Origin of the sequence: Acinetobacter pittii, from assembly GCF_034064985.1 — a bacterium.
GTDB lineage: Bacteria > Pseudomonadota > Gammaproteobacteria > Pseudomonadales > Moraxellaceae > Acinetobacter > Acinetobacter pittii_H.
On sequence record NZ_CP139249.1, the window covers coordinates 495,328 to 513,006 of the forward strand.

Here is a 17,679-nt window from a genome sequence, read left to right on the forward strand (position 1 = left end):
TATATTAGAGATAATCATAAATGAACTTAGCTTTATTTGACTTTGACGGCACGATCACTCATAACGATACATTCAGTCTATTCCTTAAATTTTCTTTAAATAAAAAAACTCAAATACTAGGTGGTATTCGACTTGCACCTTATATAGCGGGTTATAAGCTTGGATGGGTAGCCGATAAAACCATTCGAACTAAACTCTGCCAAGTGGGATACGTGGGCTATGATGCGGATTCCCTAAAATATATGGGGCAAGAGTTTGCTAAAAATGTCCTTCCTACCTGTGTGCGTCAAAATGCTTTGGAGCGTATTCTTTGGCATAAACAACAAGGTGATCAGGTTGTGGTTGTATCTGCATCATTAGGTGTTTATTTAGAAAGCTGGTGCCAATCTTTAGATTTAGAGGTTATATGTAATCAACTTGAAATACGTGATGGTATTTTGACAGGTGATTTTATTAATGGTGATTGTGGATATTTAGAAAAAGTAAATAGAATAAAAAATAAATATGATTTAACTCAGTATTCTACAATTTATGCTTATGGTGATACACCTAATGATTATGCAATGTTAGAGCTGGCACATAAAAAATATTATAGATGGGAAGAAGTGAATTAATATTTAAAGATATATTAATAAATAAAGCCACTTGTAATAAGTGGCTTTATTTTAATGACTTATATTAAACAGTATTGAAAGAGTTTTCTAAGAAGTTATCGGTAAGTAATGATGTAGGTACGATAGTATGCGTTGTATTAGTTACGCTTGATACTGTCGACGTTACACCACCGAGTAAGCTGCCACCAGTTAATCCGCCCAATAAATTAGAGATAACATCTAAGCCGCCTTCACCAGTAGTAACACCACCCGTTAAGCTACCAACGATATCTGTAACGATACCGATAGGGTTGTCTGTACCGCCAGTCACACCACCAGTTAAGCCGCCTAGAAGGTCGGTCACTACACCAAGAGAGCTATCGCCACCAACGCTACCCGTTAAGCCACCAAGTAAATCAGTTAGTAGACCAAGTGAACTATCCCCACCAGTTACCCCACCAATAGTTCCTGTCACGCCACCAATGATTTCTGTGACTAAACCAGTAGCAGTTGTACCATTTGTAATCAGCGTATCGAGAATACCAGTAGCAGATTCAGTAGCGCCTTGAATATCACCACCAACTAAGTCAGAAACTACTTCAAGTGCACCATTTACTGTGTCGCGAGAAGTTTCAAAGGTTAATGTGCCGAGGTCGGCAATTTCAGAAACTGGATGTTCTGCTTGTGGAAGGATGCCGATAATTGTATCTGCAACTGTATCAATGCCAGTGTTGATAATTTCTGTTTTTAGGCTTTCTACACCTTGAAGAATATCAATACCGCCTTGAACAACATCAATCACTGGAGAGATTGGGGAAGTTCCACCACCGATACCGCCAGTTACACCGCCGATAATGTCAGTAATTACTTCAAGTGGATTACCATCAACACCACCAGTTACACTGCCAATAATGTCAGTAATTACTTCAAGCGGGTTACCGTCAATGCCACCAGTTACACCTCCAATAATGTCAGTAATTACTTCAAGCGGGTTACCGTCAACACCACCAGTTACACCACCGATAATATCGGTAATCACTTCAAGCGGGTTGCCGTCAACGCCGCCAGTTACACCACCGATAATATCGGTAATCACATCAAGTGGACTTCCATCAACACCACCAGTTACGCCACCGATAATATTATTCACAATTCCAGTTGCGGTTGTACCATTAGTGATAAGTGTGCCCAGAATGCCTGTAGCAGATTCAGTAGCGCCTTGAATATCACCACCCACTAAATCGGAAACTACCTCAAGTGCACCATTTACTGTGTCGCGAGAAGTTTCGAAAGTTAGTGTGCCAAGATCTGCGAGGTCTGAAACAGGATGTTCAGTTTGAGGAAGGATACCAATGATTGTGTCAGCAACAGTGTCGATACCTGTATTGATAATTTCAGTTTTTAAACTCTCTACACCTTGTAGAATATCAATACCGCCTTGAACGACATCAATCACAGGTGAAATTGGAGATGTGCCATCACCGATACCGCCAGTTACGCCGCCGATAATATCAGTAATTACTTCAAGCGGGTTACCGTCAACGCCACCAGTTACGCCACCGATGATGTCAGTAATTACTTCAAGCGGGTTGCCATCAACGCCACCAGTTACACCACCAACGACATCTGTAATGCTTCCGACAACGTCAGTAACAATACCTGTCGCAGTTGTACCATTAGTGATTAATGTTTCAACGACACCAGTAGCAGACTCAGTTGCGCCTTGAATGTCTCCACCCACTAGATCAGAAATGACTTCAAGCGTGCCATTTACCGTGTCACGAGAAGTTTCGAAAGTTAGAGTACCAAGATCAGCAATTTCAGAAACAGGGTGTTCAGTTTGAGGAAGGACACCAATGATAGTATCAGCAACAGTGTCGATACCTGTATTGATGATTTCAGTTTTTAGGCTTTCAACACCCTGAAGAATGTCGATGCCACCTTGAACAACGTCAATAACTGGAGCAATTGGAGAAGTTCCAAGATCAATACCGCCAGTTACTCCGCCAATAATATTAGTTACGGTTTCAAGAGGATTGCCACCACTAATTCCGCCAGTCACACCACCAATAATATTAGTTACCGTGTCAACAGGGCTTGTGGAACCAATACTACTTGTAACCGTGCCCACTGCATCAGAAACAAGACCAGTTGTGGTTGTCGTAAGTGTATTTGTTGCTGTAGATAGAGTATCTGAAAGTAAGCCAGAAGTTGATATGTGACCATCAACAGTAGAGCCGCCCGTTACATTAGTATTCACCGATATAATATTGCCCAAATCTTGAGTAACTTTTGATATCGAAGAAACGAGATTTTTTAGTAAGAACATTTCAGTCTATTTCCTATATAATTATGTATTTTTAAGTAAGTATTATTTATTGCGCGAGTTAATTATTGAGATATATCTCTCAATAATTGCGATTTAGTATTGGTGAGATCTCAAAAGCTGTCAATGTGTATTTTTAGTCACATTTTTTGATATTAAATAATATTTAAAGCAATAATAATTTATTTAATTTAGACGTAAAAATAATAATATTTTTTATATAATATTTTTTTCATTAATTATTTTTTAATCATTTTTTCACTCATTTGAAGCATTATCCTCGATAAATTTTACTTATGCTTATAATGTTAAAGCTTAACCAGAAATATATTATTTCTATAATGTTGACTAAAACAGTAGCCTTTATCTTCTAGGTATATGGCCAAAAGCCTCAAAAATCCAATAAAACTTATTTGAAAAAAAATATTTCAAATACATCTTAAGTGAGAAAAATACTAATAATTTTAGCAACTATTTGATGTAAACTAGATTGATGGCTAAGAACTAGACGTTTGATGACAGAAAGATGAAAAAAGGCTTCCTAAGCTTTGAAAAATGCGTATAATGCGCAACATCAAGTACGCGCTCATAGCTCAGCTGGATAGAGCACTTGGCTACGAACTAAGGGGTCGGGAGTTCGAATCTCTCTGAGCGCACCACTTGAAGAATTAACCGCTATATGTAGCGGTTTTTTTATGCTTGTTTTTTACTATTTCGATTTAAAAGCTAGTGCTCATGGCAACCAGCTCTTAAATGATTTGAAGTTTAAAAAATTTAGCCAAATGTTTTAAAACGGCTTTCGTCTTCAATAAAAGCTTTTTCACCTGCCTGGCCTTCAATTGAACCAAATACTAACTGAGCTCTTAATTTCCACTGAGTAGGGATGTTAAAAGTAGTGTTAATTTTCTCATCGATAATTGGATTGTAGTGCTGTAAAGAGGCTCCAAGACCCTGTTCAGCGAGTACGCTCCATACTGTAAATTGGGCAATTGCTGTTGAATGTTCAGACCACACTGGGAAATTATCAGCATATAACTCAAATTGTTCTTGTAGACCTTTAATCACATCCTGATCTTCAAAAAATAAAACTGTACCTGCACCTGCTGCAAAACTTTGAATTTTTTGTTCAGTTCCAGCTAATGCTTCAGCAGGGACAATCGTTTTTAATACATCTAAAACAATATTCCAGAAGTTTTCATGAGACTGATTAAATAAAATCACAACGCGAGAAGATTGAGAGTTGAACGCTGAGGGGCTATGTTTGACCGCTTCTTGAATCAATTCTTCAATTTCCGAAGGTGTATGCTTTAAATTTTTTCCAATCGAATAGATAGAACGACGTTTTTTAATTAATTCTAAAAAGTTAGTTTCATTTGAAAGATGATTTTCTTGAGTGGCTTGAATAACCACATCTTTTGAGACTGTTGCTTTTTGATTTAAGCCAAATAATTTTGCAAGAAAAGACATGAGACATTCCACTAAGAAGTTGATGTTCCCATTGTAGAAATTTTAAAAACTGAAATAAGCTCAAAAAATATGAATCTACGTTCTATATATGCAACGTAGCTGATCTTCCAATCTAATAATAAGCTCCACTTTTAAACAAAATAAAAAATAGCTTTTGATTCATTTTAAAGCTGAAATGAATATGCTCTAATAGTTTCGATTTATTGAGTATTGATGCAGTGCAATGACCGAGCAAAAAACAGCTTTATCTTTACGTTACTATTTGAATTTAGAAGAGTCACAAGATGGATTTTCATTAGTGACGTTTGGGAAAAAGCAAATTACCCGTTTTTTAACACCTGCGATTAGTATTGCAATTATTATTTGGGGGTTTTATTTAGGCCTCTCTAGTGTTGGACGATATTATGTCGGGTTAGGCGTATTTTTTCTAGTGATGCAAGGTCTCATGCGTTACTGGCTTTTACCGATGTTATTTAAACGACAATTTGTGCGTTACCAGTTTGGAAAGAGTGAGCAGGGAATCGACTTATATCAAGATTATTTTGAGCTTTACGCCAATGGCCGTAAGCAAGTGATGCAATATGCAGATGTGCAAACTTTTGCTAAAGGCAAGTTGACCTATATGCTTGAGCTAAAAAATAAAACTGTAATTATTGTGCCAAAGCGTGCATTCGCACAGGTTTCAGATCAAACTATATTTGAAAATACATTTAAGAAATAAATTATTGGAATTATTAGCCGCAACAACAAAGGAAGCCTCATGAATACCCGTCCTTCAAAAATCGTTTGCGTGGGCAGAAGTTACGCCGATCATGTCAAAGAATTAAATAATGCTATGCCTGATAGGCCGATATTATTTATTAAACCACCGAGTAGCTTGATTGGTTTAAATGACGGTATTTCATGGAATCCAGCTTGGGGCAGTTGTCATTTTGAGTGCGAGTTAGTTTTGCGCATTGATCAGCCTTTAAAGGGTGAAACAGATCCTGAAAAAGCATTAAAAGCGATTGGTGCAGTGTCTTTGGGTCTCGATCTAACAATGCGTGATTTACAGAATGAACTAAAAGGTAAAGGTCATCCATGGGAGCGTGCTAAAGCTTTTGATGGCGCCTGTGTTTTGTCAGACTGGGTCGATGTGAGCGAAATTACAGATTGGCAAGAGACCAAATTCACTTTCCATATTAACGATGAGTTGCGTCAAGATGGAAATACTGCACTGTTAATGTTTAGCATTGCCGATCTATTAATTGATATTAATCAAGTCTTTTCACTTGAACCGGGTGATGTAATTATGACTGGTTCGCCTGCTGGTGTTGGACCATTACATGCAGGTGATCAGCTGAAAATGACATTAAAAGGTGCAACGCAAGAGTTTGTATGGAAAACTTTTGTGAAAGCCTAATCCATTCCTAAAATGGATAATAAAAAACCCTATTTTTCAGTAATAGGGTTTTTTATTGTCTCGATGTGGAGCACTTCTATATTAATAAATAATCTTATTTTCTATTTCTCTTCAAAAATTGTTGAGAGAGGAATAGAAAGTTTTGCAGCCAAGTAATCATTAGATTCGACTAAGGCAGGTCCTATTTTTTCCATCCATTCATCGTCGTCATGTACATTTTGAACATCTTGGCGTAACGGTAAAGGATATGGAAGAGCTGTGAAAAAACTCCAGAAATCAACTTGGGTTAAATTACGGGCAAGCACATATTCATCTTTATCAGTGCGTTTAACCAGATTTTGCTCTTCAAGTAAGAGTACATAGGCTGGCCAACGGCCAACTTCTCCACGGCCTAAAATTTCAAGAGCTTCTTTATCACTTACACTTTCGCCAAGTTTTTGTTTTTTATAAAACAGCTCAAGAATATCTAATAGCATTAAAACAGGATGACGTTTTTGTTCTTTACCCGAATGAAATGCAGTTAAAGCAAAACTCACTTCTACGCCTAGCAAAATAATATTCCATGAAAGAAAGATCCATAGAAGGAAAATTGGCACTGCTGCAAATGCACCATAAATAATTTCATAGCTAGTGAAATTTGACATCACAAAGCTAAATAAATTTTTGAGTATTTCAAACAGTACTGCACTTAAACAAGCGGAAATTCCTGCTGCATACACAGGGACCGTGCGATTGGGAATGGTCCAATATAAAATGAAGAAACCCAAAATAGTGAGTGCAAAAGAAATTAGCCAGAGTAGAAATGCGCCATCAAGTTGATAACCTGTGAAGTTATTGCTTAATAAGTTCATCGAAGCAACAGTTGATGAAATAACAAATGCACTGCCTAAAATAATAGGGCCAAGTGAAATAATGGTCCAGTAGCGCATAAAGCCCATAATGCCACTACGCGTTTCTTTTACACGCCAAATACGATTAAAAACTGTTTCAATTGAGGTCAGCATTAAAACTGTCGTGACGAATAAAAATAGCACACCAATTACAGTTAAGTTACTCGACTTTTCTGTAAAAGCATTTAATGCTTTATCAAATGCGATTGTGCTCTTCGGTAAAAAGTTACTATAAATTAAATGTTGAAGCTGTTGTCTCGCAGGTTCTAACGCTTTAATTGAAGAAATAATTACTAAAAAAACCGTTAGCATCGGTACAACTGCAAATAGTGTTGTATAGGTGAGAGAGCCAGCTTGTTCACGGCACCGATCAGCTTCAAAACGCTTAAATACATATAAAACGAACTGAAACCAGGTTTTCTTATAAAAAGGAAGTTTCTCTAAAAAACGTTGTAACATACGTCGTCTATCCCGATTTTTTTAGTCATCATGTTGGGCGATTGATAGCTTAGCAAAGTATTAGCTTAAGAACTTAAATAGTAGATTAAAGCAAAATAATAACTTAAAGAATGAAAGTCATTTTGTAAGTTTACTATGTGCTATAGAAAAAATTGTAGCAATAATCTTGTGAAGGAAGTCATATTCCTCTTATCAGGTATAAGCGAAATCAAAAAGATTACTCTTTTTATCTGATAGGTTTGAGTCAGTTATGAAGCTTGCCTTCAGTACTACACGATCAATCGCTTCTAGAATTTCATAAGATTGGCTTCGCCAAAAAAATAAAAAATACCGTATAGTGTTCTTTTTAACAAAATTTATGAAACCGATGCAACCTTACATTCTTGTACTCTATTACAGCAAATATGGTTCTACTAAAGAAATGGCACATTTAATTGCAAATGGTGTTGAGTCTGCAGGTATGTCAGTAAAAATTCGGACTGTGCCAAATATTGCTCCAGTCATCACGATAGCTGAACCAAGTATTCCGGCAGAAGGTGATATCTATTGTACGTTAGATGATCTAGCAAATTGTGCAGGTTTAGCGTTAGGTTCCCCAACTCGCTTCGGCAATATGGCAAGTGAAATGAAATATTTTTGGGATCAAACGACGAGTCTTTGGCTCAATGGGGCATTGCATAATAAACCTGCTTGCGTTTTTACTTCTTCTGGTTCAATGCATGGTGGGCAGGAGAGTACTTTACTTACTATGCTACCGCCGTTATTTCATCATGGGATGATGATTATGGGATTACCAAATGCAATTCCGGCATTATCTAACACGAAAACAGGTGGAACGCCATATGGAGCTAGCCATGTAAGTGGTCCCCGCCATGACCAGAACTTAAGTCAGGATGAAAAGATTTTATGTGAAGCTCAGGGCAAACGTTTAGGAGAGGTAGCCAAAAAGCTTTTAGTTTAATTTTGAACAAATAAAAAAGAGCGGATATCCGCTCTTTTTTAGATATACATTTTATTCTTTTACAAAAGTAACTTTACCATCTGTAAGAGAGTGAACACGTGCTAATGATTCAACGCGGTAGCCTTTTTCAAGCAATAAATCACGACCTGGCTGGAATGATTTTTCAATCACAATGCCGACGCCAACAACTTCTGCATTTGCTTGGTGAATTAAATCAATCAGTCCTAATGCTGCTTGACCATTCGCCAAGAAGTCATCAATAACTAATGCTTTATCAGTTGAATGAAGGTGTTTGTTTGAAATCGCAATTGTACTTTCAGTTTGTTTAGTAAAACTGAATACCTTAGAGCGATATAGATCATCTTTTAATGTTAATGACTGATATTTTCGAGCGAAAATTACAGGTACACCAAGTTCCAAACCTGCCATGATTGCAGGTGCAATACCTGATGCTTCAATGGTAATAATCTTGGTAATCCCTGCATCTTTAAAGCGAGCGGCAAATTCTTTACCAATCTGCTGCATTAATACAGGATCAATTTGGTGGTTTAAGAAAGCGTCGACTTTCAAGACTTGATCAGATAGAACGATACCTTCTGTTAAGATTTTCTGTTCTAGTGCGTGCACGGGAGAATCCTCTAGACGGATGCTTTTTAAAGCAAATGCGTATTTTAAAAAGCATCCAAAAAAATGCAAGCTTTAATTCGTCTTACCTGAATAACTTGTTAATAACAATCCATAAGAAGTTTTACCATCAATATGACTTACTTTAACTGGTAAATAATCTAATTTCGGTGCTAACCAAAAGATTGTGCTACGTTCAGGTTTTTTATGTTGTAAAACGACTTTAATGGTATCGAATGTTCCATAAGAGGTTTTAACTTTCTCGTTGCCTTGTTTTACAAATCGACGATTTTCAACTTCTTTTGCATCTGCAAGTGGGTAAGAAGTTTTAAGTGAGCCATTTTTTAAATCTTCACGCAGTTGTAACTCTGCATTTAACTCATCAAGAACACCTGCTTGCCAAGCAAATGAACGGGCCTTATCGTCTTTCTTAGTCGAAATAGTTTTACTATTCGGATTAAAGTTAATACTCATGGTGTTGTTGTGGATCAAAATTTTGCTGGTACGGCTAAAACTTTGAGACCCAATTTTACCATTAGCAAAACTAAATTTACTTGTTTCACTTGCAGAAGCAATGCCACCTGCTTTTGCAGTGAAATTATAAGTCCAATTATTACCTTGCTGGCTTAAAGCACGTGTAGCTGTACCCATACCTTTATTATTATAAGTAAACTGATAATTTGCCTGAAATGGGCTCATGGCAAGAGCATGACTTGAGAAGCCTGCAAAAAGCAAAGTTGTTGAAATACCTGTTGCGATGCCAAACGATTTCAGAAATTTTGTTGCCATAAGTAAGTATCCTTGTACAGACTAAAAAGTTAGTGCTGATGCATCTGTAACTTAAACATATTATGCCTGTTGATCATGGAGAAAAAATCAGGATTTATGCTAAATGTGTAATCTATTTGTGTTTTTTTTGGCAGCGAGTTAATTTTCATTTATATCCATTTAAGCTTCTTTTTGCTGAATTGGTGTTATTTCAGAGTCTTCTAATTCATCTTCAAAATCATCATCCTGATCACGGTATAGTAGTGCTGCTAAATTCACATTTCCAAATACGACTAATTCAGCTTCACGCACCCGTGCATAATTTACATGCACTTTACCTAATGTTTCGATAATACTGGCTTTTTTACCAAACCAACGGTTGAGATCAAGAAATATAAGTTCATCACGTTCTTCTGCTACATTAAAACGTTCAAGAATCATCCCTAAAGGGTCTTTCTTCAAAATCTTATGGTAGTAAAAAACTGCGGCTTTCACGGCGATTTTTTGCCAAAAGTTTTTATATTTTGCTTCAATAATTTGTGTATTACTAATTTGTTCAAAAACTAAAAGCTGTTGTTCTTTATTAAATTCCATCTGAATTAGTTTTAAATCAACTGATAATGTTGTTTCTAAACCTTTTACATGCATAGTTGCATATAATCTTAACCAGTCATGATAAAGATCAGCATGTAGGTCATCTAAAAATTCAACATTATTGGTGACATAACGTTGCAAAGTTGCATTCAGAAAGGTTTGCGATAACGTAAAATCTCTTTCTTCCTCAATGAATGCTTCTGCTTTTTTATAGACTTTTTGAAGGCGTCTGACTAATGAGGAAAATAGCGTTTGCATAAAAGAACTTCCAGAAGATAATTTACTAAAGAGCCCACACAATCTTTATTATGATAAAAAACGGGTTTTGATATTGCAGTGTAACAAATTTAATTGATACATTTTGACAAAATGAAAATGGATAAAACCCTCTCTTTGAAGTGAATCACACTTTTATCCAGATTTGAATATTAGTTTACATTTTATTCGGTATTAAACCGTGGGGAAAAGGCATTTATATGCTTTTAAGATTATGCTGAACAACAGAAGTCGATCCATAGAGCCTTTTCATTGTTGGTGGCAAGACCGAGTCTTTATAGCTGCAACAATATTGGCAATCTTACTGCATGTTTTTGTGTTGCTCATCCACTTTGCCATGCCTAGCCCGTCAGAGCAATCTACTAAAGAAATTGCAATTTCAATTCGACCAGGCAATGAGCCAGTTAATCAGGCAGATTTTTTGGCTCAAGCAGACCAGCAGGGTTCAGGTGTATTTCGTGAGGCTCACCGGATTTCTAGTGATACTCCAAATCCCATGCTTAATGATGCTTCAACTGGAAGCTCAGAGTTAGAAACTTTACAAAAGGTTCAGCAACAAAGAGAACTGAAATTTGAAGAAAAAGTTTTAATGACGGTTTTGAGTTGGCAAAAACAAGCTGATACAAGTCAAAGGAAGAAAGAATTAGAACAATTACAAAGTCAATTTCAAGCAAAAGCTGCGATGGTTGCCAGCCTTGAAGCACAATATTTACAACGCAGGCAAGATTTCAGCCGCCAGCAAAAAATAAAGACAGTAGACGGAATTCAAGCGAAGAAAGATGCCTCGGCTGCTTATTTAGATAAGTTCCGTGAAAAAGTGGAGCTTTACGGTAACCGCTATTACCCAGAAGAAGCCAAACAGCAACAACTAAGAGGTGAGGTCCGTTTAATGGTGATTTTGAATGCTCAAGGTGGAATTCGTGCAATCCGTTTGCTTGAAAGCTCAGGGCATTCAATACTAGATGAAGCTGCTAAGTCTTCAGTACGTCGCGGTGCACCATTTGGACATTTTGATGCCAACATGAAAGATATTTCGGAGTTACGTATTGTACGTACTTGGCGTTTTGATCCAGCTGAAGCGGAATTTGAGATCCACTAATTAAAAAATGTGGATAAGTTTTAGCTTATCCACATTAATTATAATTAATTAGACAAAAAACCATCTGAAGACAGACTAGTTTTTTATCTAATTAAGAATGATTAGATTTGTTCTTGGTAAGGATTATCGATATTCAGCTTTTCTAGAATTTGCACTTCAATCCCTTCCATTTCTTCTGCATCTTCATCACTGGTTTCATGGTCATAGCCAAGTAAATGCAGAACACCATGTACTAAAAGATGTGCAAAATGATTTTGTGCAGTTTTCTTTTGTTCCAAAGCCTCTTGTAATACCACTGGAATACAAATTACTAAATCACCCAACGGTAATGCGTCGAGCATTGGTAAAACTTCTTCTGGAATATCACTTGGAAAAGATAAGACATTAGTCGGTTTGTCTTTCTCTCGGTACTGCAAATTGAGTTGCTGGCTCTCGTCCAGATCAACGCAAGCCACCCCAATTTCGCAATCTTCTTTATAACCAACGTGGCGTAAAGTTGTCTCAATAATTTTTTTGAGTTGAGCTCTTTTGAGCTCTAACTCAGGTGATTGAAAGTCTTGTTGTAAACTTAAACTGATTTTCAAAATGAATCCTTAAGCATCCTGATGTTGCAAGTCTGCTGCTGTATCGTTTTCAGCAACTAATGCTTCTTGACGTGCTTTACGTTCAGCACGTGCTTCAGCATTAAGACGCTGTTGTTCACCATCCCAACCTTCATACGCTTCAACAATTTTTTGAACAAGTTGATGACGTACAACGTCACGGGAGTGGAAACGGGTAATATGAATTTCTTTAATATTCTCAAGTACACGTAATGCGTGAGCTAAACCAGATTGTTGGCCTCGAGGTAAATCTACTTGGGTAATATCACCTGTAATCACTGCACGAGAACCAAAACCTAAACGGGTCAAGAACATTTTCATTTGTTCAGGCGTTGTGTTTTGAGCTTCATCCAAAATTACAAATGAATGGTTAAGTGTACGACCACGCATATATGCAAGAGGTGCAACTTCAATCACTTGACGCTCGATTAACTTGGCAACTTTTTCAAAGCCGAGCATTTCGTAAAGAGCATCGTAAAGAGGGCGTAAGTATGGGTCGATTTTCTGAGTTAAATCACCCGGTAAGAAACCCAGCTTTTCTCCAGCTTCTACAGCAGGACGTACAAGTAAAATTCGCTGAATTTCGTTACGTTCGAGCATATCTACTGCGGCAGCAACTGCTAAATAGGTTTTACCTGTACCAGCAGGGCCAACACCAAAAGAAATATCGCTTTGCAAAATACGCTGTACATAACGTTTTTGATTGGCACCACGTGGGTTAATACGCCCTTTTCTAGTCTGGAAATAGACATCCATTGGTGCATCATGTTCATCCATTTCTTCTCCAACTAACTCGAAATTACGTTCGGTTTGAGAAGATTGAATTAACAGATGCAACAGATCGGCACTGATTTGCTGGGATACCTCAGACTCTTCATAGAGTCGTTGCAATAATGCTTCGGCTCTCCCAACAGCATCTATCTCACCATCGATATGAAAAACATCTCCACGATGAGTAATTTTGACATCTAAACGCTGTTCAATTTGCTTAAGGTGCCCATTATAGGCACCCAAGATGCTCTTTAAACGTTCCATTGAAATTTCAGGAAATGTTACGGTACGTCGAATCGCTGCAGTCAAGAGAAAACCTTTCAGTAGACTTTAGAATACCTCTACATTACGCCACGTCAGGCTCAAGATTCAAGAGCTCACCGTAAACTAAATTTAAAGTTTTAATTTCAGTAATCTCGATCTCTGCAAAACGACCTACCCAAGAAGCATCACCGACAAAAGTGACTAGACGTGTATTATCGGCTGTGCCTAGTAAAATATTAGGGTCTTGGTCCGAAACTTTTTCAATAAGAACACGTTCAATTTTACCAAGCATTGCATCAGTTTTTTCAATGCTAGATTGTTTAATCACTTTTTGAACTTGAGCTAAACGCTCTTTCTTAACGTGCTCAGGCGTAGTATCAGGCAAGTCTGATGCAGGTGTACCCGGACGTTTTGAATAAACAAAGCTATATGAGTGATCAAAATCTAAGTCTTTGATAAATTGAAGTGTTTCGGCGAAGTTTTCATCAGTTTCACCAGGGAAGCCAATAATAAAGTCACTCGATAAGTGCATATCAGGGCGTATTTTTCTTAATTTGGCAATCTTGTCGATATAAACATCGATCGTATGATTTCGTTTCATTGCCTGTAAAACATCATTAGATCCACTTTGAACAGGCAAGTGTAAATGCGACACCATTTGAGGTAAATCTTCATAACACTGAATTAGCTCGTCAGAGAACTCAAGTGGGTGCGAAGTCGTATAACGTAAACGTCCAATACCCGGAATTTCTGCAACGAGTCGTAACAATTCAGGGAAGGTACAGATGCCACCTTCGAATGTTTCACCGCGGTAACCATTTACATTCTGGCCCAGAAGTGAAATTTCACGCACACCTTTTTCCGCAAGACCTGCAATTTCTGCAAGTACATCATCTAATGGACGAGAAACTTCTTCACCGCGTGTGTAGGGAACTACACAGAAAGAACAGTATTTAGAGCAGCCTTCCATAATAGAAACGAATGCTTTAAAGCCTTCTACACGTGGTTCGGGTAAAAAGTCGAATTTTTCAATATCTGGGAAAGAAATATCAACCAGTTTGATTTTATCTTTTTTAGGTTTTTCTACTTGAGCATTATGTTGATCAAGCATTTGCGGTAAACGGTGTAATGTTTGTGGACCAAAAATCATGTCTACATAAGGCGCACGTTTTTGAATATTGTCACCTTCTTGAGAGGCAACACATCCGCCGACACCAATTACCAGATCAGGATTTTTGTCTTTTAGTTTACGCCAGCGGCCTAATTCACTAAATACTTTTTCCTGCGCTTTTTCACGAATAGAACACGTATTCATGAGCAGAATGTCTGCTTCATTAGGGTTGGTCGTCAAAACGTAGCCGTGAGAATCCCCTAAAAGGTCTGCCATACGGTGACTGTCATACTCATTCATCTGACACCCTTGAGTTTCAATATAAAGTTTTTTTATTGAAACATCAGTGGTGTGCGTTGGCTGGGTAACAGTGTTTTCTGAGGCAGCTTTGGCACCATTGGGAATGAAGGTTTGAACCGTCATGCAGGCTCCTAACAGATCGATCTAAAAAGAATAAATTGGCCCAAAATGGGTCAAACTATCTATTATAACAGTATTTGAGCTGAACCGATAACAGTAAACTTTCAGAACATAACAAGGTTTTTGTGAACTAAATTAGGTGAATTTTAATGATGTTGAATCATAGAGTTACATAACACAACAAAAGAAAGCACGAAGAATAATTAAACTATGCGTTGAAGGTGAATAGTCAGGGTTTAGCACATATATGAGACCAAGTAGAAAGAGCTCATCAATACATAGTCGTGTAATGAAAAATAAATATATGCATCGTAGCTGGTTAGGAGTTATGTGTTTACTTGGTTGTTCATTTACCTATGCTGCTGAAGAGCAGTTTAATGACGCACTAAATGCTGCAAATAGCGGTAATACTGCGTTATTAGACCAATATCAGCTTGCAATGCAAAATGATGTATTGGGATATTATCCAGAGTATTGGAAACTCAATACCAACCTTGGCTTTCAACCTACTGCCTCTATCGTAAGCTTTGCTCAACGTTATCCACAATCAGCAATGGCTGAAAAATTAGCAGCCGATTATGTTGAAGAAAAAGTTAAACAAGCTGACTTTGCATCTGCACAACCTGTCTTATCTTATGTTACCAATCCTGACCAAGCTGAAAATTGTGCTTTAGCACAAGTGCGGGCGAAAAGCGGTGATGCATTAGTTTTTGCTGAATATAAGGATGTTTGGTTAGCAACTGAATCACAACCAGAATCTTGCTTAGGTTTAGGGCGCATGATGTTATCTAGTCCTTTAATGAGCGCACAAGATAAACAACAGCGTCTATGGGTACAATTGCGTGCAGGTTTGTCGGGACAGGCGCTCGCGACAGCACAGACTTTGGGCTTGAATCTTTCTTTGGCTCAGCTTAACCAAATTCAGGCCAACCCACTTAACTATTTATGGAGTGCGCCTAAGACAAATGATGCAGATTATGCTTATTTAATTTTTGCTTTAGGGCGTTTAGCTAATAATGACTTGAGTAATGCTTTTTCAAATGTACAGCGTGTTGCCCAAGGTACGCCACAAAATGTACAAAAATATTTATATCGTACGGTAGCCTATATTGGTGGCACCACGGTAATGAAAAATAATTTTAATCGTGAAGTTCTTCAATATTTTGATGCAAGTTATGGTTATCCATTAAGTCCAGAAGAAGCTGAAATTTATGCACGTCAGGCGATTCGTTTTGGCGCGTGGGAAAGCTTAATCCGTGCGATTGATAGTATGACCGTGACCCAAAAACAAGAAGACCGCTGGCAATATTGGCTTGCTCGTGCGACAGAGCAGCGTGGCGATAGTGCTTCTAAAGCAACAGCACAACAAATTTATAGAAAATTAGCTCAGGCGGGTGATGACTATCATAACCTTTTAGCAAAAGATCGCTTAGGTGAACGTTATAACCACCAACCTTATGATGATCAGCCAACGGCAAGTGATTTAAGACGTTTAGATCAGAATATTCACTTTAATCGTGCTTTTACTTTGAGACGTATTAATGCAAATCCAACTTACACTAACCGTGAGTGGAATTGGGCAGTTCGTCAAGCTTATCTTCAGCACGATGATGGTTTACTTTTAGCTGCGGCAAAGCGTGCCCATGATATGGGATGGTATGACCGTGCAATCTATGCAGCAGATCGTACAACTAATAAGCATAATGATACGTATCGTTATGTGACCCCGCATAAGACTAATGTCGTAAGTCATAGTTACAATGCAGGAATTGATCCAGCATGGGTTTATGGTTTAATGCGTCAAGAAAGCCGGTTTGTCACCTCTGCGCGTTCTCATGTTGGGGCGGGTGGTCTTATGCAAATTATGCCTGATACAGCGAAGTTGATTGCACGACAAATGGGTGAAACTTATAATCCTGCTGCATTAAATGAAATGAATACCAATATTCGATATGGAACATTTTATTTGTCGATGATTCAGGGGCAATTAAGCAATAACCCTGTTTTGGCAACTGCAGGTTATAATGCGGGACCTAATCGGGCTAGACGTTGGCAACCGGACTATCAATCAATTTCGGCTGACCAATATACTGAGACAATTCCATTGTTAGAAACTAGAGACTACGTCAAGCATGTTATGACGAATGCAACACATTACGGTGTGATATTGGGTCAAGGGGCTCAGTCGTTATCACAACGTATGAAAGTCATTCCAATGCGTACGTCGCCTTAACTTTAAGGTGGTTGATGATGGATCTTCTTTTAATTGGCATATTCAAGTTTTAATTAAATGAAATATAGATATTTGGAACTTCGTTCAATTTTGCAACTTGCATGGTGGTTAGTCTGTGCAGGGGTAGGATTGATGAGTTCCGTGTTACATGCCGAATCTGTTAATTTACAGGGGTATGTTATGCATGTGCAAATGACACCAGCTGCATGCGCATTAGATCCCTCTAAACAAAAACAACGTAAATGTCTTGAAGGCTATTCACTGACAATTACAGGCCTTATGCCGGAAACCACAAAAACTGATTGTTCAACAGAAAGTTCAGCAGCCCTCTCTCCATTACAAGCTAAAGTCGTAGCTCGGGTTATGCCTGATAATAATGCTCGTGTGCAGCTATGGAAAAGTGTAGGGGGGTGCGTTCCTATGAATGCAAGCCAATATTTCCGTACAGTTATTAATTTTGCTGAACGTTTAAAAATCCCGGCTAGTCTTACAAGTTCAACAAATGTTGAAATGCAGCAATCAGCATTAAGACAGCAGTTTACTCGTCTTAATCCAAGCTTACCTCAAAATGGTATCCGTTTTAGTTGCCAGTTATCGCGTTCAGATGTGGTCTTAACAGAAGTGAAAGTTTGTTACACGGTAAAAGGCCAATATAAACAATGTGCAAATCATGTGGTATCGAATTGCCCTGGTGAAATCATGATTAAAGGTAGTTACTAAAGGTAGTAAACATTTCGTAAGAAAATGCTCGCCATACATTGAATCTATTTATAAAGGTTAATTTGTATTTTCTATCAGACTTTTGGTGAAAATGAGTCG

General features: G+C 37.8%; 16 protein-coding genes, 1 tRNA gene and 1 pseudogene. 9 read left to right on the plus strand and 9 right to left on the minus strand.

Translation table 11 applies throughout. From position 1 onward, the window contains the following. Nucleotides 1-20: 20 nt before the first annotated feature. On the plus strand, nucleotides 21-614 hold the full coding sequence (locus SOI76_RS02390; RefSeq protein ID WP_104079816.1) for an HAD-IB family hydrolase: 594 nt from the start codon (nucleotides 21-23) through the stop codon (nucleotides 612-614). A gap of 64 nt (nucleotides 615-678) precedes the next feature. On the opposite strand, the gene SOI76_RS02395 is transcribed toward SOI76_RS02390, so the two are convergent. Then, entirely contained in the window at nucleotides 679-2,922 is a 2,244-nt protein-coding gene (locus SOI76_RS02395) for a beta strand repeat-containing protein (RefSeq protein WP_205668422.1), read from the minus strand. Between the two features lie 338 nt (nucleotides 2,923-3,260). Here SOI76_RS02395 and SOI76_RS18675 point away from each other — a divergent pair. Both SOI76_RS18675 and SOI76_RS02400 read left to right on the plus strand, forming a co-directional pair. Further along, nucleotides 3,261-3,359: pseudogene (locus SOI76_RS18675) on the plus strand (hypothetical protein); the annotation flags it as partial. 142 nt (nucleotides 3,360-3,501) lie between these two features. After that, nucleotides 3,502-3,578, plus strand: a tRNA-Arg gene (locus SOI76_RS02400). A gap of 115 nt (nucleotides 3,579-3,693) precedes the next feature. On the opposite strand, the gene SOI76_RS02405 is transcribed toward SOI76_RS02400, so the two are convergent. Next, nucleotides 3,694-4,386: a nitroreductase family protein gene (locus SOI76_RS02405; RefSeq protein ID WP_104079817.1), complete on the minus strand. Its 693-nt coding sequence runs from the start codon at nucleotides 4,384-4,386 to the stop codon at nucleotides 3,694-3,696. Nucleotides 4,387-4,609: 223 nt separating this feature from the next. Between SOI76_RS02405 and SOI76_RS02410 the strand changes: the two genes are divergently transcribed. Both SOI76_RS02410 and ycgM read left to right on the plus strand, forming a co-directional pair. Beyond that, nucleotides 4,610-5,107, plus strand: coding sequence for a YcxB family protein (locus SOI76_RS02410; RefSeq protein WP_104079818.1), 498 nt, complete (start codon nucleotides 4,610-4,612; stop codon nucleotides 5,105-5,107). A 39-nt stretch (nucleotides 5,108-5,146) separates the two neighbouring features. Beyond that, nucleotides 5,147-5,788, plus strand: coding sequence for a fumarylacetoacetate hydrolase family protein (ycgM, locus tag SOI76_RS02415; RefSeq protein WP_104079819.1), 642 nt, complete (start codon nucleotides 5,147-5,149; stop codon nucleotides 5,786-5,788). 101 nt (nucleotides 5,789-5,889) lie between these two features. On the opposite strand, the gene SOI76_RS02420 is transcribed toward ycgM, so the two are convergent. Next, complete coding sequence (locus tag SOI76_RS02420; protein WP_104079820.1) at nucleotides 5,890-7,137, minus strand: YihY family inner membrane protein; 1,248 nt, start codon at nucleotides 7,135-7,137, stop codon at nucleotides 5,890-5,892. A gap of 358 nt (nucleotides 7,138-7,495) precedes the next feature. Here SOI76_RS02420 and wrbA point away from each other — a divergent pair, with 358 nt between their 5' ends. After that, nucleotides 7,496-8,098 carry an NAD(P)H:quinone oxidoreductase gene (gene wrbA / locus SOI76_RS02425; RefSeq protein ID WP_205668423.1) on the plus strand — a complete coding sequence of 201 codons (603 nt, stop codon included), beginning with the start codon at nucleotides 7,496-7,498 and terminating at the stop codon, nucleotides 8,096-8,098. A gap of 51 nt (nucleotides 8,099-8,149) precedes the next feature. Here the strand turns inward: wrbA and xpt are convergent, their stop codons facing one another. From xpt to SOI76_RS02440, 3 genes are all read right to left on the minus strand, one after another. Next, nucleotides 8,150-8,725, minus strand: a complete 576-nt coding sequence (gene xpt / locus SOI76_RS02430) for a xanthine phosphoribosyltransferase (protein WP_002119547.1) — start codon at nucleotides 8,723-8,725, stop codon at nucleotides 8,150-8,152. Between the two features lie 72 nt (nucleotides 8,726-8,797). Next, complete coding sequence (locus tag SOI76_RS02435) at nucleotides 8,798-9,511, minus strand: DUF3108 domain-containing protein (RefSeq protein ID WP_104079822.1); 714 nt, start codon at nucleotides 9,509-9,511, stop codon at nucleotides 8,798-8,800. A 159-nt stretch (nucleotides 9,512-9,670) separates the two neighbouring features. Next, entirely contained in the window at nucleotides 9,671-10,342 is a 672-nt protein-coding gene (locus tag SOI76_RS02440) for a hypothetical protein (RefSeq protein ID WP_104079823.1), read from the minus strand. Between the two features lie 232 nt (nucleotides 10,343-10,574). Here SOI76_RS02440 and SOI76_RS02445 point away from each other — a divergent pair, with 232 nt between their 5' ends. Beyond that, on the plus strand, nucleotides 10,575-11,459 hold the full coding sequence (locus SOI76_RS02445) for an energy transducer TonB (RefSeq protein ID WP_104079824.1): 885 nt from the start codon (nucleotides 10,575-10,577) through the stop codon (nucleotides 11,457-11,459). 101 nt (nucleotides 11,460-11,560) lie between these two features. Here the strand turns inward: SOI76_RS02445 and ybeY are convergent, their stop codons facing one another. The 3 genes from ybeY to miaB are packed head-to-tail and all read right to left on the minus strand — an operon-like array spanning nucleotide 11,561 to nucleotide 14,630. Further along, nucleotides 11,561-12,043, minus strand: a complete 483-nt coding sequence (gene ybeY / locus SOI76_RS02450) for an rRNA maturation RNase YbeY (protein WP_104079825.1) — start codon at nucleotides 12,041-12,043, stop codon at nucleotides 11,561-11,563. Between the two features lie 9 nt (nucleotides 12,044-12,052). Then, on the minus strand, nucleotides 12,053-13,141 hold the full coding sequence (phoL, locus tag SOI76_RS02455; protein ID WP_002119513.1) for a PhoH family protein: 1,089 nt from the start codon (nucleotides 13,139-13,141) through the stop codon (nucleotides 12,053-12,055). A 37-nt stretch (nucleotides 13,142-13,178) separates the two neighbouring features. Next, on the minus strand, nucleotides 13,179-14,630 hold the full coding sequence (miaB, locus tag SOI76_RS02460; RefSeq protein ID WP_002119558.1) for a tRNA (N6-isopentenyl adenosine(37)-C2)-methylthiotransferase MiaB: 1,452 nt from the start codon (nucleotides 14,628-14,630) through the stop codon (nucleotides 13,179-13,181). Between the two features lie 286 nt (nucleotides 14,631-14,916). On the opposite strand from miaB, the gene slt reads away from it, so the two are divergent. Together slt and SOI76_RS02470 are read left to right on the plus strand one after the other, a co-directional pair. Further along, a complete protein-coding gene (gene slt / locus SOI76_RS02465) occupies nucleotides 14,917-16,860 on the plus strand; it encodes a lytic transglycosylase domain-containing protein (RefSeq protein WP_104079826.1) in 1,944 nt (647 codons plus the stop codon). 57 nt (nucleotides 16,861-16,917) lie between these two features. Further along, the gene (locus tag SOI76_RS02470) at nucleotides 16,918-17,580 is read left to right on the plus strand and encodes a ribonuclease I (protein WP_104079827.1); all 663 of its coding nucleotides are present in this window, start codon (nucleotides 16,918-16,920) and stop codon (nucleotides 17,578-17,580) included. Nucleotides 17,581-17,679: the final 99 nt, after the last annotated feature.

Bases quoted from the DNA above. Each gene is read 5' to 3' on its own strand.
- SOI76_RS02390 (WP_104079816.1), top strand. From the start codon at position 21: ATGAACTTAGCTTTATTTGACTTTGACGGCACGATCACTCATAACGAT.
- SOI76_RS02395 (WP_205668422.1), bottom strand. From the start codon at position 2,922: ATGTTCTTACTAAAAAATCTCGTTTCTTCGATATCAAAAGTTACTCAA.
- SOI76_RS02405 (WP_104079817.1), bottom strand. From the start codon at position 4,386: ATGTCTTTTCTTGCAAAATTATTTGGCTTAAATCAAAAAGCAACAGTC.
- SOI76_RS02410 (WP_104079818.1), top strand. From the start codon at position 4,610: ATGACCGAGCAAAAAACAGCTTTATCTTTACGTTACTATTTGAATTTA.
- ycgM (WP_104079819.1), top strand. From the start codon at position 5,147: ATGAATACCCGTCCTTCAAAAATCGTTTGCGTGGGCAGAAGTTACGCC.
- SOI76_RS02420 (WP_104079820.1), bottom strand. From the start codon at position 7,137: ATGTTACAACGTTTTTTAGAGAAACTTCCTTTTTATAAGAAAACCTGG.
- wrbA (WP_205668423.1), top strand. From the start codon at position 7,496: ATGAAACCGATGCAACCTTACATTCTTGTACTCTATTACAGCAAATAT.
- SOI76_RS02435 (WP_104079822.1), bottom strand. From the start codon at position 9,511: ATGGCAACAAAATTTCTGAAATCGTTTGGCATCGCAACAGGTATTTCA.
- SOI76_RS02440 (WP_104079823.1), bottom strand. From the start codon at position 10,342: ATGCAAACGCTATTTTCCTCATTAGTCAGACGCCTTCAAAAAGTCTAT.
- SOI76_RS02445 (WP_104079824.1), top strand. From the start codon at position 10,575: ATGCTGAACAACAGAAGTCGATCCATAGAGCCTTTTCATTGTTGGTGG.
- miaB (WP_002119558.1), bottom strand. From the start codon at position 14,630: ATGACGGTTCAAACCTTCATTCCCAATGGTGCCAAAGCTGCCTCAGAA.
- slt (WP_104079826.1), top strand. From the start codon at position 14,917: ATGAAAAATAAATATATGCATCGTAGCTGGTTAGGAGTTATGTGTTTA.
- SOI76_RS02470 (WP_104079827.1), top strand. From the start codon at position 16,918: ATGAAATATAGATATTTGGAACTTCGTTCAATTTTGCAACTTGCATGG.